Source organism: Donghicola mangrovi (assembly GCF_013377535.1).
GTDB lineage: Bacteria > Pseudomonadota > Alphaproteobacteria > Rhodobacterales > Rhodobacteraceae > Donghicola > Donghicola mangrovi.
The window spans coordinates 224,867-240,290 of the sequence record NZ_JABCJE010000003.1 but is presented as its reverse complement, the minus strand read 5'-3'; the positions used below and the strand labels follow the sequence as shown (position 1 = coordinate 240,290).

At 61.5% G+C, this 15,424-nt stretch carries 14 protein-coding genes and 1 pseudogene; 7 read left to right on the top strand and 8 right to left on the bottom strand.

Annotated elements, in window-relative coordinates:
- Positions 1–195 precede the first annotated feature (195 nt).
- The 3 genes from HJ536_RS09110 to HJ536_RS09100 form a co-directional block, all read right to left on the bottom strand.
- On the bottom strand, positions 196–1,629 hold the full coding sequence (locus tag HJ536_RS09110) for an NAD(P)(+) transhydrogenase (Re/Si-specific) subunit beta (protein ID WP_177157483.1): 1,434 nt from the start codon (positions 1,627–1,629) through the stop codon (positions 196–198).
- 13 nt (positions 1,630–1,642) lie between these two features.
- The gene (locus HJ536_RS09105) at positions 1,643–3,217 is read right to left on the bottom strand and encodes a Re/Si-specific NAD(P)(+) transhydrogenase subunit alpha (RefSeq protein ID WP_177157482.1); all 1,575 of its coding nucleotides are present in this window, start codon (positions 3,215–3,217) and stop codon (positions 1,643–1,645) included.
- A gap of 127 nt (positions 3,218–3,344) precedes the next feature.
- Positions 3,345–3,806: a methyltransferase family protein gene (locus HJ536_RS09100; protein WP_176853430.1), complete on the bottom strand. Its 462-nt coding sequence runs from the start codon at positions 3,804–3,806 to the stop codon at positions 3,345–3,347.
- 236 nt (positions 3,807–4,042) lie between these two features.
- Here HJ536_RS09100 and kynU point away from each other — a divergent pair, with 236 nt between their 5' ends.
- Positions 4,043–5,236 (top strand): kynureninase, encoded by a 1,194-nt coding sequence (gene kynU / locus HJ536_RS09095; RefSeq protein ID WP_177157481.1) that lies wholly within the window; start codon positions 4,043–4,045, stop codon positions 5,234–5,236.
- A 79-nt stretch (positions 5,237–5,315) separates the two neighbouring features.
- On the opposite strand, the gene HJ536_RS09090 is transcribed toward kynU, so the two are convergent.
- Positions 5,316–6,089 carry a gamma-glutamyl-gamma-aminobutyrate hydrolase family protein gene (locus HJ536_RS09090; protein ID WP_177157480.1) on the bottom strand — a complete coding sequence of 258 codons (774 nt, stop codon included), beginning with the start codon at positions 6,087–6,089 and terminating at the stop codon, positions 5,316–5,318.
- Positions 6,090–6,198: 109 nt separating this feature from the next.
- Between HJ536_RS09090 and HJ536_RS20880 the strand changes: the two are divergent.
- A pseudogene (locus HJ536_RS20880) lies at positions 6,199–6,387 on the top strand (DUF1294 domain-containing protein); the annotation flags it as partial.
- A gap of 51 nt (positions 6,388–6,438) precedes the next feature.
- Here the strand turns inward: HJ536_RS20880 and HJ536_RS20875 are convergent.
- From HJ536_RS20875 to HJ536_RS09075, 3 genes are read right to left on the bottom strand one after another with little or no spacing between them, the layout of a single operon-like run.
- Positions 6,439–6,609: a DUF2256 domain-containing protein gene (locus HJ536_RS20875; RefSeq protein WP_228028381.1), complete on the bottom strand. Its 171-nt coding sequence runs from the start codon at positions 6,607–6,609 to the stop codon at positions 6,439–6,441.
- A 2-nt stretch (positions 6,610–6,611) separates the two neighbouring features.
- A complete protein-coding gene (locus tag HJ536_RS09080) occupies positions 6,612–8,093 on the bottom strand; it encodes an FAD-binding domain-containing protein (protein WP_177157479.1) in 1,482 nt (493 codons plus the stop codon).
- A 12-nt stretch (positions 8,094–8,105) separates the two neighbouring features.
- The gene (locus HJ536_RS09075) at positions 8,106–8,300 is read right to left on the bottom strand and encodes a hypothetical protein (RefSeq protein WP_176853435.1); all 195 of its coding nucleotides are present in this window, start codon (positions 8,298–8,300) and stop codon (positions 8,106–8,108) included.
- Between the two features lie 105 nt (positions 8,301–8,405).
- Here HJ536_RS09075 and pepN point away from each other — a divergent pair, with 105 nt between their 5' ends.
- The 5 genes from pepN to HJ536_RS09050 all read left to right on the top strand — a co-directional run bounded on the left by pepN (position 8,406) and on the right by HJ536_RS09050 (position 15,086).
- On the top strand, positions 8,406–10,958 hold the full coding sequence (gene pepN / locus HJ536_RS09070) for an aminopeptidase N (protein ID WP_177157478.1): 2,553 nt from the start codon (positions 8,406–8,408) through the stop codon (positions 10,956–10,958).
- A 132-nt stretch (positions 10,959–11,090) separates the two neighbouring features.
- Positions 11,091–11,960, top strand: coding sequence for a lysophospholipid acyltransferase family protein (locus tag HJ536_RS09065; protein ID WP_176853437.1), 870 nt, complete (start codon positions 11,091–11,093; stop codon positions 11,958–11,960).
- 114 nt (positions 11,961–12,074) lie between these two features.
- The gene (gene gatB, locus HJ536_RS09060) at positions 12,075–13,586 is read left to right on the top strand and encodes an Asp-tRNA(Asn)/Glu-tRNA(Gln) amidotransferase subunit GatB (protein WP_176853438.1); all 1,512 of its coding nucleotides are present in this window, start codon (positions 12,075–12,077) and stop codon (positions 13,584–13,586) included.
- A 105-nt stretch (positions 13,587–13,691) separates the two neighbouring features.
- Positions 13,692–14,219 (top strand): methionyl-tRNA formyltransferase-like protein, encoded by a 528-nt coding sequence (locus HJ536_RS09055; protein ID WP_177157477.1) that lies wholly within the window; start codon positions 13,692–13,694, stop codon positions 14,217–14,219.
- A 285-nt stretch (positions 14,220–14,504) separates the two neighbouring features.
- Positions 14,505–15,086: a DUF4177 domain-containing protein gene (locus tag HJ536_RS09050; protein WP_177157476.1), complete on the top strand. Its 582-nt coding sequence runs from the start codon at positions 14,505–14,507 to the stop codon at positions 15,084–15,086.
- On the opposite strand, the gene HJ536_RS09045 is transcribed toward HJ536_RS09050, so the two are convergent.
- A complete protein-coding gene (locus tag HJ536_RS09045; protein ID WP_194245047.1) occupies positions 15,087–15,365 on the bottom strand; it encodes a BolA family protein in 279 nt (92 codons plus the stop codon). It lies immediately after the preceding gene.
- Between the last annotated feature and the right edge of the window lie 59 nt (positions 15,366–15,424).

Below are 15,424 nucleotides of genomic sequence, written 5' to 3'. Positions count from 1 at the left end.
AGACTTTCGGAGCACTAACAAAAATCGCAAGGGTTGCTTTGCGCGCATGTCCGTTATCCACAGGGCTATATTTGCACAGTTTTTGACCCCGATCAAAGAGTCTCCCTATCCGTTCGCCTACAGAACCCGCCCATAGAAAAAGCCGCCCCCGTGTCCGAGGGCGGCCCATTTCAGGAAAACTCCCGAAATTTCTGCTTATTTGATCATCGGCAGCAGGCTGTCGATCGAGGCTTTCGCATCGCCGTAGAACATGCGGGTGTTCTCTTTGTAGAACAGCGGGTTCTCGATGCCCGAGTAGCCGGTACCCTGACCACGCTTGGACACAAACACCTGCTTGGCCTTCCAGCATTCCAGAACCGGCATGCCGGCGATGGGGCTGTTGGGATCTTCCTGAGCGGCAGGGTTCACGATGTCGTTCGAACCGATCACGATGGCCACATCGGTCTCGGGGAAGTCGTCGTTGATCTCTTCCATCTCCAGAACGATGTCGTAGGGCACTTTGGCCTCTGCCAGCAGAACGTTCATGTGACCGGGCAGACGACCTGCAACGGGGTGGATCGCGAAACGCACCTCTTTGCCAGCCGCGCGCAGTTTGCGGGTCAGTTCCGACACCGACTGCTGCGCCTGAGCCACCGCCATGCCGTAGCCGGGGATGATGATGACGCTGTCAGCTTCGTTCAGAGCGGTGGCAACACCGTCTGCATCGATTGCGATCTGCTCGCCTTCGACTTCCATTGCGGGACCGGTGGTGCCGCCGAAGCCACCAAGGATAACGCTGACGAACGAACGGTTCATCGCCTTACACATGATGTAGGACAGGATCGCACCCGACGAACCAACCAGCGCGCCAACAACGATCAGAAGGTCGTTGCCCAGCGAGAAACCGATCGCAGCCGCGGCCCAACCCGAATACGAGTTCAGCATCGAAACCACAACGGGCATGTCCGCGCCGCCGATACCCATGATCAGGTGGTAGCCGATGAACAGCGCCATCAGGGTCATGATCGCCAGCGGGAAGAAACCGCCGGTGCCAAAGTACCAGAACAGGCAGAGCAGCGAGATGATCGCAGCGCCTGCGTTCAGGATGTGCCCGCCGGGCAGCTTGGTTGCGGCCGACGACACTTTGCCTGCCAGCTTGCCATAGGCAATGACCGAACCGGTAAAGGTCACAGCACCGATGAAGATGCCCAGGAACAGCTCAACGCGCAGGATGTTCTGCTCGACGGGGGTTTTGTGCGCCAGCAGCGCGCCAAAGCCTTCCAGAGCGTGACGCTGCTCTTCGGTCATGCCCAGAACGCGGCCCAGCTCGATATGAGCAACCAGACCGACGAACACAGCCGCCAGACCCACCAGCGAGTGCATCGCAGCAACCAGCTGGGGCATCTCGGTCATCTGGACGCGCTTGGCGACCACGTAACCGATGGTGCCGCCGCCTGCGATCAGCAGGATCGACAGCAGCCACAGACCGGCACCGGGGCCAACCAGAGTGGCCGCAATCGCCAGCGCCATGCCGACGATACCGTACCATACAGCCCGCTTCGCGCTTTCCTGACCCGACAGGCCACCCAGCGACAGGATGAAGAGGACAGCGGCGACGACATATGCCGCCGTAGTGAAACCGAATTCCATAATCGTCTACTCCTTACGATTTCTGGAACATGGCGAGCATGCGCCGTGTCACGAGGAAGCCGCCGAAGATGTTGATGCCAGCCATAAAGACCGACAGAGCGGCAAGGAGGATCACCAGGAACGAGCCCGAGCCGATTTGCATCAGCGCGCCCAGAATGATGATCGACGAGATCGCGTTGGTCACAGCCATCAGCGGGGTGTGCAGCGAGTGGCTGACGTTCCAGATCACCTGGAAACCGATGAAGACCGACAGAACGAACACGATGAAGTGCTGCATGAAGCTGGCGGGTGCTACCAGACCAGCGGCCAGCAGCAGTGCGCCGCCAACGGCCAGCAGGGTCACCTGGGTCTTGGTCTCTTTTTTGAAGGCCGCGACTTCGGCTGCACGCTTTTCTTCGGGCGTCAGTTCCGGCGCTTTTTCCTTGGGCTTCTGGGCCGCGATGGCCTTTACCTTGGGGGGCGGCGGCGGGAAGGTGATCGCGCCCTCGTGGGTCACGGTCGCGCCACGGATCACATCGTCTTCCATGTTGTGGTTGACCTTGCCGTCCTTGTCGGGGGTCAGGTCGGTCATCATGTGACGGATGTTGGTCGAGTACAGGGTCGACGCCTGAGCAGCCATACGGCTGGGGAAGTCGGTGTAGCCGATAACGATGACGCCGTTGTCGGAAACAACGCGCTGATCCTTCTGGGTCAGTTCGCAGTTGCCGCCCTTTTCAGCCGCGAGGTCAACGACCACCGAGCCGGGCTTCATCAGTTCGACCATATCCTTGGTCCACAGAACCGGCGCATCACGGCCCGGAATCAGGGCGGTGGTGATGACGATATCGACGCTGGGGGCCAGTTCACGGAACTTTTTCAGCTGCGCTTCACGGAACTCGGGGCTGGACGGAGCCGCATAGCCACCGGTGGCCGCGCCATCCTGTGCCTGCTCTTCAAAGTCCAGATAGACGAATTCTGCGCCCATGGATTCGATCTGCTCAGCCACTTCGGGACGAACGTCGAACGCCAGAGTGATCGCGCCAAGGCTGGTCGAGGTACCGATGGCGGCCAGACCGGCCACACCTGCGCCTACGATCAGAACCTTCGCGGGGGGCACTTTACCTGCCGCAGTCACCTGACCGGTGAAGAAGCGACCAAAGTTGTTACCCGCTTCGATAACCGCGCGGTAACCCGCGATGTTGGCCATCGACGACAGAGCGTCCATCTTCTGCGCGCGGCTGATGCGGGGCACCATGTCCATCGCGATGACGTTCGCGCTTTTCGATTGGCACAGCTCCAGCAGCTCTTTGTTCTGGGCGGGCCAGAAGAAGCTGATCAGGGTCTGGCCAGCGGACAGGCGCTTGGCTTCGGTGTCGTTGGGTTCACGGACCTTGGCGACGATGTCCACGGCTTTCCACAGCTGGGCTGCGGTCGGCAGGATCTCTACGCCGGCTTTTTCATAGTCGGCATCCGAGAAACCGGCAGCAGCGCCGGCGCCAGTCTCGATGGCACATTCGTACCCAAGCTTTTGCAGCTGGAGTGCCGAGTCAGGAGTCATCGCAACGCGACGTTCCCCCTCGTACACTTCCTTTGGTGTCCCGATTTTCACAGGTATAGTCCCCCTTCACTTAACGTAACCACCTCTGGGAGAGGCCTGTTACGGACGATTTTCGTGTAACTTGCGCAAGATTATTTCACAAGCAGGCAATTTTCATGATCTTTATGACGGCATTTCATCAGATCCACCTGCGTGTTTTATGACAGTATCGCGCGAAATCCGCTCGGAATTTTCTCCTCAGGCGATCTTCTTCCGGAATGACGAACCGACGTTCGATCACCCAAACAAAGACTGGCAAGAGGGTTAGCGCAAACACGGCATCAAATCGCAAAACAAAGCCCGCCAGCACCAGCAGGTCGCCCAGATAGATGGGATTGCGGCTGCGGCTGAAGATCCCCGAGGTCACCAGATGGTCGGCCTCTTGGTGGGGCATGAGCGTTGTGCGTTGGCGGCGCATTTCATAAACGGCCAGAACCATCAGGATCAGGCCCCCGCCGATCAGGACGCCAGCCATCAGCTGGGCCCATTGGCCGCCAAAGGACAGCCACATCGGTTCCTTCTGTCCGATGACACGGGCGGCCAGAATGGCCAGCACGAGCCAGACAGGCGGAATATCGATGATCTGCACAAATCTGCGCATACGCCGCCCTCCTCCTTTTGCGATGCAGGCGCAGTGTTGCTGCACAGCGGCATCGGTGCAAGTCAGACCATCGGATCGTGGCGGAAGGTCGCAATTCCGTGACCGAAATGCACCTTTTGGACGCTACTTTGCATTTTTCAGCATCAATCCTGTGCGCCCGAGGTATCGCCGCGTCAGCCCTTGCCTGTGGCCCTGCCCCGCGCCACCATTCCCCGCACCCGCCGACAGGAGTCCCCATGACCGATTTCACCGCCACCCGCGCGCTGTTCGATTTGCCCGAAGGGCTTGTTTATCTGGACGGAAACTCCCTTGGGCCCCTGCCCCGCGCCACCGCGACCCGCATCGCCCGCACGGTGACCGAGGAATGGGGTCAGATGCTGATCGGGGGCTGGAACAAGGCCGGATGGATGGCCCAACCTGCCGCCCTCGGGGACCGGATCGGGCGGCTGATCGGCGCCCCTGAGGGCCATGTGATGGTCGGCGACACCCTATCCATCAAGGTCTTCCAAGCCCTCGCCGCCGCCCTGCAAATGCGGCCAGATCGGAAAGTGGTACTTTCCGACAGCGGAAACTTCCCTTCGGATCTTTATATGGCCGAAGGCCTGCTCGGCGCCCTTGGCCCCGACTACGCGCTCCGAGTCGTCGCCCCCGAAGAGGTCTCCGCCCACCTGACCGACGAGATCGCCGCCCTGATGCTGACCGAGGTTGATTACCGCACCGGCCGCAAACACGACATGGCCGCTTTAACCGCGCAGGCCCATGCGGTCGGCGCGCTGACCGTCTGGGATCTGGCCCACTCGGCGGGCGCGATCCCCGTGGACCTGACCCGCGCGGATGCGGATTTCGCCGTGGGCTGCACCTACAAATACCTGAACGCCGGCCCCGGAGCGCCCGCCTTTATCTACGTGGCGCCCCGTCACGCGGACATGGCCCGCCCGATCCTGTCAGGCTGGCTGGGTCACGCCGCGCCCTTTGCGTTCGAACAGGCCTACCGCGCAGGCGAGGGAATCGCCCGTATGCGTTGTGGCACCCCACCGGTGATCCAACTGGCCGCCTTGGACGCCGCTCTGGACATCTGGGACACCGTGGACATGACCGCCCTTCGCGCTGCGTCCATCGACCTGTCCGAAGCCTTTATCGCGGGGATCGAGGCCACCTGCCCCATGCTGACCCTCGCCTCGCCCCGAGACCCCGCCCAGCGCGGCAGCCAAGTGTCGTTCCGCTTCGAAGAAGGCTACGCCGCCATGCAAGCCCTGATCGCCCGCGGCGTGATCGGCGATTTCCGTGCCCCCGACATCATGCGGTTCGGCTTCACTCCACTCTATATCGGGATGGATGACGTGACCCGCGCGGTTCAGATCATCGCAGACGTCATGGGCCAGCGCCTGTGGGACGCGCCGGAATACAAGCTGCGGGCGGCTGTGACCTGATCGGGCGGATTGCGCCCTTGGCCGGTGGCGGTTGCCTCCGGCAGGGGTATTTTTACCAAGCTGAAGGAGCGGGCGCGCTTTAGGCCGTGAGTTTGTACGGGCGGCGCTGGTTGTGCCAGCTGCACAGAGCCTCGCCAAAGGCTTGGAACAGCGGGCGCGAGACCGGATCGTTGCAGGCATTCCATTCGGGGTGCCACTGCACCGACAGCGTAAAGCCCGCCGCATCGCGCACATAGATCGCCTCGGGGGTGCCGTCGGGGGCGTGGCCGTCGATCACGATGCGCTTGCCCGGTTCCTTGATCCCTTGGCCGTGGAGCGTGTTGGTCAGCACCTGCGCGGCGCCCATCAGGCGGTGAAAGACCCCCCCTTCGGAGAAAGTCACCGTGTGGCGCAGGGCGAACTTTTCCTCGAGCGTGCCGTCGGGGGGCATCCGGTGGTTGTCGCGCCCGGGCAGGTCGCGGATTTCAGGGTAAAGAGAGCCGCCCATCGCCACGTTCACCTCTTGGAAGCCGCGGCAGATGCCCAAGAAGGGTTGGCCCCGTTCGACGCAGGCCCGCACCAGCGGCAGGGTGATCGCATCACGGGCGCGGTCTGGGGTGCCGTAGGCTTCGGTCCATTCCTCGCCATATTCTTCGGGGTGGACGTTTGGCCGCCCGCCCGTCAGAAGAAACCCGTCGCAGGTGTCCAGCAGGTCTTCGACCGAGACATAGCGCGGGTCGGCGGGAACGATCAGCGGCAGGGCATGACAGACATCGGCGACGGCTTCGGAATTCATCGTGCCGCCCGCATGGACGGGGTAGCTTTCGTTGAGCAGCGCGTGGTTGCCGATGATGCCCACAACGGGTCGGGACATGGGGTTCCTCCGGTTGGTTGATATAAACGTAGGCTTTTCCATGCCCTACGCAAAGTGCGCAAAGTGAGGTGCGGGTGTGCAGGGATTAGACGTTCTGGCAGGGCAGAGTATGTTCACGTGGGGCGTGCTGGCCTATTTGGCCGTGAACGCCCTGACATTTCTGCTGTTCGGCTGGGACAAGCTGCGCGCCATTCTGAAAAAGCGCCGCACCCCTGAATTCCGCCTTCTTTTCATGGCCTTTATCGGGGGCAGCGTGGGGGCCAAGGCCGCGCAAAAGGTGTTCAACCACAAGACAACCAAGCAGCCCTTTGCCCGCCGTCTAAACCGGATTTGCGGGCTGCATCTGGCGCTATTGGCCCTGTGGCTTTTGTGGGACTTTGGGGCGTTCGGCACGGCACCGGTCCGAGCAATAGCGGACCTCCTCCCAGACCTTCGCCCATTTTTTACGCCATAGGAACGGGCGCCCGCAGGTGGCGCAGTCCTTGGACGGCAGATCGGATTTGCGGCGCATTTTGCCCATGATCACAGGTCCAAGGTCATCTGGCGGGAATCGCCCCGCCGGCGCGGGCTGCGATCATTGACGAACCGACGCGCGCGGTCCTGACGGCTGGCATGGCGCTGGATCACGCGGGCGGCCTCGGGGGCGTGGCCCGCATCGCGGCGGATTTCCCAGATGCGGTCACGGGCAGCGCGGGCGGCCTGCGCCACATCGACCACGGGCGCGGGATAGGCCAGCTTGGTTGCCCCGTCCCAGCGCCAAGGCTCTTGGAGCAGCGCATCGGGCACAGCGGCCAGTTCGGGCAGCCAGCCGCGGGTAAAGGTGCCCGTCGGGTCCTGATCGTGCCCCTGTTTGATCGGGTTATAGATGCGGGGAATGTTGATCCCCGTGGTCCCCGACTGCATCTGGACCTGAGACCAATGGATCCCCGGCTCGTAATCCGTGAACTGCCGCGCCAGATGCGCCCCCGTCAGCCGCCAATCCAGCCACAGATGGTAACTGGCCACCGCCATCACCATCGACCGCATCCGGAAGTTCAGCCAGCCCGTCGCCGCCAGCGACCGCATACAGGCGTCCAGAAATGGCAGCCCCGTCTCGCCCCTTTCCCACGCGCGGCGCAGGTCCGCATCATCCCCGCGCAGCCCCTCATAGGCAGGGTGCATGGCGCGGTGTTCAATGGCGGGCTCATCCTCGAGCTTCTGCATGAAGTGGTCCCGCCACGCCAAACGCGATTCAAACGCCCGCAAGGACCCCTTCCACGCGCCCGCAGCCGATTGGCGGCGCACAGCACCCGCCCCTTCGGCCTCTCGCGCCGACAAAGTACCCCACGCCAGATGGGGTGAAATCCGCGAACAGGCGACCGCCCCCTGAAGGGGCGTCGACATCTGCCGCTGATAAAACTCCCCGCGAACGGCCAGAAAACTGTCCAAGAGGGCCAGCCCCTCGGCGCGCCCGCCCTTTTGCCGAACCGGGCAGGCGTCGACCAAGCCCAAATCCGGCATCGGGTCCGACGCCGCCATCACCCCGCGCAAGCCCACAGGCACCGGCAAAACGCCCTGCCCCATGAACCCGTCCCGCAAACCGGCCCAGCCATCACGGGATTTCAGCCGCCGCACCACGCCGGTCTGGGGCAGTTCCACAAACCGCACGCCAGAGCGCCGCGCCCAGTCCCCCACCCGCAAATCACGGGCATAGGTCCAACCGTTCCCGATTTCCTCATGGGCGACCACCTCGGTCACACCATGACGCCCGCGCAAATCCTCCAGAACCGCAACCGCATCCCCGACCCGAATACACAAGGGCACGCCCAGCCGCTTCAGCGCCACATGCAACTCCCGCAGGCATTCCAGCACAAAGGCCCACTGCCGCCCCGACGCATCGCTTTGCGCCCAAAGCTCCGGCTCAACAACATAAAGGGCAAGCACATCGCCCCGCGCCGCCCCATAGGTCAGCGCAGGATGATCGCTCACCCTTAAATCTCTTTTGAACCAGACGATTACGGCCATCAGGCCCCCTGATCAGTTCACACCCACAGCGGCGGGGGCGGTATCGGTCGGGGCGCCATCCTCGGCGACCTGTTCATTGGCGCCGACCGACACGAAAACGATGATCGCGATCATCGCCACGCCGAATGTCACCGCGGCGCCGATGCCCCACAGACTGGGTTTATGTTGGTTCTTCTGGCTTTCAAGGTTGGTGTCCGGTGCAGACATCAGAAAAATCTCCTTTGATCTGTGTTGGGTGTTCCATTCCCCAAAACAACACATACAGTCAGGGACAGGTTCCCACTCGGACCTCGAATACCCATAGGAGAAGCGATGAAAGACGCCGCGCCCCAGACATTTTATCTGGCAGATTACACGCCCCCCGCCTTTCTGATCGACGAGGTCAGCCTGACCTTCCGCCTTGCACCAGAGGCCACTCGCGTCATCAGCCGCATCCATTTCGTGCCCAACCCCGACGCCACCGACCGCACCTTTTTCCTGCACGGCGAACAGCTGAAATTGATCAGCGCACGCATCGACGGACACGACGCCAACCCCGAAATCACCGCCCACGGCCTGACCGCCGAAGTCCCCGATCATGACTTCACATGGGAAGCCGAGGTCGAGATCAGCCCCGCCACCAACACCGCGCTCGAGGGTCTGTATATGTCGAACGGCATGTACTGCACCCAGTGCGAGGCCGAGGGTTTTCGCAAGATCACCTACTACCCCGACCGCCCCGATGTGATGGCCCCTTTCCACGTCCGGATCGAAGGCGACCTGCCCGTCCTCTTGTCCAACGGCAACCCCGTGGATCAGGGCACCGGCTGGGCCGAATGGCATGACCCGTGGCCCAAGCCCGCCTATCTCTTTGCACTGGTCGCAGGCGATCTGCGCGCCACTTCGGGCACCTTTACCACCCGCAGCGACCGTCAGGTCGAACTGAACCTCTGGGTCCGCCCCGGTGACGAAGGCAAAACCGCATTCGGCCTGCAGGCCCTGAAGGATTCGATGAAATGGGACGAGGATGTCTATGGCCGTGAATACGACCTCGACCTCTTTAACATCGTCGCCGTGGACGACTTCAACATGGGCGCGATGGAGAACAAGGGGCTGAACATCTTCAACTCCTCCGCCGTTCTGGCCAGCCCCGAAACCGCCACCGACGCCAATTTCGAGCGTATCGAAGGCATCATCGCCCACGAATACTTCCACAACTGGACCGGCAACCGCATCACCTGCCGCGACTGGTTCCAACTCTGTCTGAAAGAGGGTTTGACCGTCTTCCGCGACCAGCAATTCACCTCGGACATGCGGTCAGCGCCGGTGAAACGCATCAGCGACGTCCTGATGCTGCGCGGCCGCCAGTTCCGAGAGGACGCAGGCCCCCTCGCCCACAATGTGCGCCCCGAATCCTATCAGGAAATCAACAACTTCTACACCGCGACTGTCTATGAAAAGGGCGCCGAAGTCATCGGGATGCTCAAACGTCTGGTGGGCGAGACCGACTATTACCGCGCGCTCGACCAGTACTTCCAGCGTCACGACGGTCAGGCCTGCACCATCGAAGACTGGATCACGGTATTCGAGGATGCCACCGGCCGCGACCTGACCCAATTCAAACGCTGGTACACGCAGGCGGGCACCCCCCACCTGACCGTGACCGAGGAATGGGTGAACGGCAAATACAACCTGCACTTCACCCAAGAGACCAAGCCCACCCCCGGCCAGCCCACCAAAGAGCCGCTGGTGATCCCGATTGCCGTCGGCCTCTTGGCCCATGACGGCAGCGAAATCGTCCCAACGACTCTGCTAGAAATGACCGAGGCCCAGCAGACCTTCAGCTTCGAAGATCTGACCGAACGCCCCATCCCCTCGATCCTGCGCGAATTCAGCGCGCCTGTGATCCTGCACCGCGACACCAATAACGGCGAGCGTGCGTTCCTCTTGGCCCACGACACCGACCCCTTCAACAAGTGGGAGGCAGGTCGTGCCTTGGCCAAAGACGTGCTGGTCCGCATGGTCACCGACGGGACGAACCCCGACACCGGCTTCCTTGATGCCCTCCGTCAGATGGCGCTGGACGACACGCTTGACCCGGCCTTCCGCGCGCTGGCGATGGCCTTGCCCAGTCAGGACGACATCGCCCAGACCCTGTTCGCCAGCGGTGTCACCCCCGACCCCATCGCGATCTATACGGCGGTCAAAACCCTGTCCCGCGCCATCGCGGAACACATGGCCGATGACCTGCCCGCGCTGCTGGCATCCAACACCGTCACCGAGCCCTACCAGCCCAACGCCGAGCAATCGGGCAAACGGGCGCTGGCCAACACCGCCCTGTCCCTGCTGTCCAAACTCGACCAAGGCGCGGCGGCGCAGGCCCAGTATGACGCGGCCGACAACATGACCCAGCAGCTCTCGGCCCTGTCCTGCCTGATCCGCGCAGGCACCGGCGCCGATGCCCTCGGCAAATTCGAGCAGCAGTGGCACGCGGACCGTCTGGTGATGGACAAATGGTTCGGCCTGCAGGTCATGCTGGCAGAGCCCGAGGACACCGCGCAGGTCGTGGAGACCCTCACCGCCCGTCCCGATTTCGATATGAAGAACCCCAACCGCTTCCGCGCGGTTTTCGGGGCGCTCTCGGGGCATCCGGCGGGCTTCCACCACCCGTCGGGCGATGGCTACCGGATCATGGCGGACTGGCTGATCAAGCTGGACACCGTGAACCCCCAGACCACCGCCCGCATGTGCAGCGCCTTCGACACGTGGAAACGCTATGACGCCGATCGCCAGGCGATGATTCGCGAACAGCTCGAACGGATCGCCGCCAAACCGGACCTGTCCCGCGACGTGACCGAGATGGTCGGACGCATCCTGGCGGCATAAGACCGCCCATCACAGGCATCGCGCCCAAAGGTGCTTTGCCTGTGACCTCCGATTTCGATAGCTTTGGGGAACAGACTGTCGCCCAAACGGGTTGTCACATTTAGTTCAAGATTTTCTGGTGTCTGATCGGACATGAAAGACCGCATTGATCCCCTGATTGCCGAACGCGCCCCGTGGCTATTTGCGGACCGCTTCGGAACAAGCGCCGCCCGTGCCATCCTGAACGGGATGCTCAGCTACGACCGTACCCTGCGGATCGGAACTCAGGTGCGTGACCTGCCTGCCAAGCAGATCATGCGCCACATGGCTGGCCTTCTGGCCCGCGATGTCGAGGTGTCGGGCCTTGCCAACCTGCCCACCTCTGGCCCCGCCCTGATCGTGGCCAACCACCCCACGGGGATCGCCGACGGGATCATCCTTCAGGACGTGATCGCCCGCGTCCGCGAGGATGCCTATTTCTACGCCAACTCCGACATCCTGCGCATTCTGCCCCAGTTCGGCAGCATGATTGCGCCCGTCGAATGGCGGCACGAGAAACGCAGCCACGCCAAAACCCGCGAAACCATGGCCTATACCCGCAAGGCCGTGGACGAAGGCCGGATCGGCGTGATCTTCCCCTCGGGCCGCTTGGCCAAGCGCCGCGGCCTGAAGCTGCACGAACGCCCGTGGATGGCATCCGCCGCCATGATCGCCCGCAAGTTCGACCTGCCCGTCATTCCGGTGAACATCCGCGCCCGCAACTCGGCGCTGTTCTATCTGTTCGACTTCATCCACCCGACCTTGCGCGACATCACCCTGTTCCACGAGACGCTCAACAAGCACCGCCAACCCTTCCGCATCACCGTGGGCGAGCCGATTTCGGCCCGCGCCCTGCCCGTCCGCTCGGAAGAGGGGATCGAGATGCTGCGCGAGGCAACGCTGGCTTTGGGCGGCCGCTATGCCCCCACCGTGGACCTCTGGCAGAACACCCGCCGTCCGAAATGGGTGAAACAGCTGGGCTAAGGCTGGCAAAAACACCACGCCCGTTGATCCCCCCGCACGCATGGGCTAATCCCTCTGCCAACAGCAGGCGCACCCGCGCCTCCCATTGGATTCCGTTAGCCAAACGAGGCCCCCATGCTTGATCTGACCTTCGAGCCCCCGAAACCCAAAGTCATCGCCGGTGCCAAATACGATTGGGAACTGGTCATCGGTCTCGAGGTGCACGCGCAGGTCAGCTCGAACGCGAAACTGTTCTCGGGCGCATCGACCAAATTCGGCGCAGAGCCGAACAGCAACGTGGCCTTCGTGGACGCGGCCATGCCCGGCATGCTGCCCGTGATCAACGAATTCTGCGTCGCGCAGGCGGTCCGCACCGGCCTTGGCATCAACGCCGAGATCAACAAGTGGTCGGCCTTTGACCGCAAGAACTACTTCTACCCCGACCTTCCGCAGGGCTACCAGATCAGCCAGCTCTACCACCCCATCGTGGGCGAGGGCGAGATCATCGTGGACATGGGCCCCGGCGTCGCCCGCCGCGTGCGCATCGAACGCATCCACCTCGAGCAGGACGCGGGCAAGTCGATCCACGACATGGACCCCAACATGTCCTTCGTGGACCTGAACCGCACCGGCGTCGCGCTGATGGAAATCGTCAGCCGCCCCGACATCCGTGGCCCCGAAGAGGCTGCGGCCTATGTCGGCAAACTGCGCCAGATACTGCGCTACCTCGGCACCTGCGACGGCAACATGCAGAACGGCAACCTGCGCTGCGACGTGAACGTCTCGATCTGCCGTCAGGGCGCCTATGAGAAGTTCATCGAAACCGGCGATTTCGGCCACCTCGGCACCCGCTGCGAGATCAAGAACATGAACTCCATGCGCTTTATCCAGCAGGCCATCGAATACGAGGCACGTCGCCAGATCCAGATCGTCGAGGGCGGCGGCAAAGTCGATCAGGAAACCCGCCTCTATGATCCGGACAAGGGCGAAACCCGCTCCATGCGCTCCAAGGAAGAAGCACACGATTACCGCTACTTCCCCTGCCCCGACCTCTTGCCGCTGGAAATCGACGACAGCTTCATCGAGGACATCCGCGCATCGCTCCCCGAGCTGCCCGACCAGAAGAAAGCCCGCTTTGTCACCGAACTGGGCCTGTCGGAATACGACGCCTCTGTCCTGACCGCCGAGGTCGAGGCCGCCGACTACTTCGAAGCCGTGGCCGCTGGCCGCGACGGCAAACTGGCCGCCAACTGGGTCATCAACGAACTCTTTGGCCGCCTTAAGAAAGACAACAAGGACATCACCGAAAGCCCCGTCTCGCCCGAACAACTGGGCAAGATCGTCGGCCTGATTTCCTCGGACGCGATCTCGGGCAAAATCGCCAAGGATCTGTTTGAAATCGTCTACACCGAAGGCGGCGACCCCGAAGCCATCGTCGAAGAGCGCGGCATGAAGCAGGTCACCGACACCGGCGCCATCGAGGCCGCCGTGATCGAAGTGATCGAAGCCAACCCCGCGCAGGTCGAAAAGGCCAAAGCCAACCCCAAACTGGCGGGCTGGTTTGTGGGTCAGGTGATGAAAGTCACCGGCGGCAAAGCCAACCCCAAAGCGGTCAACGATCTGGTCATGGCCAAACTGGGCCTCTGATTATTGGCGAAAGCTGGAAATGCGAAAGGCGCTCCGATTGGGGCGCCTTTTTTCTTGTTCCAAAATAGCGCACTCTTACCCTTACTCAAGAACAGGGGTTATCTCGTGCAAGAATTATATCAGATTTTGCGCCAAGCTATTCTCAACATTAATGAATGTTATTTTCAATTACCCATTGACGGTGGCAGTCCAGTCTACAGAGAGCGCGTTTACTGCTACGAATTATATCATCAAATGAGACTGCTCTGGCCCAAAGACTGCCAGTTCATCTTGAACGGAGAAGTAGACAAAAGGGCTCATCCTTTACTTACGAATCTGGGAGCAGCCAACAAAATCCCAGATCTTCTTGTCCACACTCCAGGAAGCATGGCCAACAACTACGCAATAATCGAAGTCAAATCTTCAAACTTAGAAAAATCTGGCATCCAAAAAGACTTACAGACTTTCGAAAAATTTTTGGCATACGTTGGCTATCAGAGAGCAATATACCTTATATTCGGATGGCGTGCAGAGGACCGCATTGAAAAGATCGAGAGGGAAGCTCGAGACCTTGAATGCAAAATACCTATTGAAATTTGGACACATTCTGCCCCCAACACCTTACCCCAAATAATCTACATCAATGAAAGTTAATTTCGCTAGGAACGCCGTTCCATTCCCCCTAAATCCGTCCCCCAACTCACCCAAAAACGTACCGACGTCCCCCATACGTAAACCATACGCAAAACAGCCCTGCCTTTTGTCGTAAAATCAGGGCCTTACACCCCTTTTCGCCAGATCAGGTGTAACCTCTGATTAACCCGCCTGCCGGACCCCATCGGCAACCTTCCGCAAAGTTGTGTGAACCCGTCCGCGAACCCTTGGCGGGTGTCCTTCATGTCGTTATACAGCGGCCTCGGTTTACAGAGGACAGTTGCCATGGCGCAGTATGAATTCCGCGTGATTCCCGCTCCGACCAAGGGCCAGAAGGCCCCCGGTATCAAAACCAACGAGGCGCGTTTCGCCTATGCGGTCGAAGAGCTGATGAACGATCTGGCGCAGGACGGCTGGATGTATCACCGCGCCGACACCCTGCCCATGGAGGTCCGCGAGGGCCTGCGCGGCACCAAAACGACCTTCCAGACCCTGCTGGTGTTCCGCCGCGAGATCGCCGAAGAAGTTGTGGAAGTTCAAGCCCCTAAGGCGACCACCATCATCGAGCCCGCTCCGCTCAAGGCGCCCAAAGCGGCGCCCCCTGCCCCCGCGCCTGTGGTCACCGCAGCCCCCGTGGAAGAGCCCAAAGAAGACAAGCCCGCCAAGGCCGAGCGCACCAAGACCACGATCACCAACGTGCGTCTGTCGCCCCGCCTGAGCAACGCCAAGGTCACCGTCGAACAGGCCGAAGAAATCCGTGAATTCGAGCCCGACGAGCCCGTGGTTGTCCGCGAAGAAGAGCCAAACAGCGTTCTGATGTCCCGGGCGCAGCGCCTGTTCGCCGCGCCCAAGAAAACCCTGCGTTAATCAGGGCTTGTCGCTCAGGTTCAGGGCCAAAGCGTGGATTTTCTCCATCAGGTCCGCCCCCAGCGCCGCATGGACGGCACGGTGGCGGGCCACCCTGCTCTGACCGGCAAAGGCCGCGCTGACGAGCGTGACATTGAAATGGCTCTCGCCCCCTTCGCGGTAGCCGCCATGACCACGATGCTTTTCACTATCATCATGAATTTCAAGAACTTGCGGCGCGAATGCCGCTTCCAGTCTCGCCCGCATCTCTGCCGCTACCGGCCCCACATATTCTGACATTTTTTTCTCGTAACCCCTTCAATCCGGCGTCAGTCGGTTTAAACTCTCTCGTCCGAGTC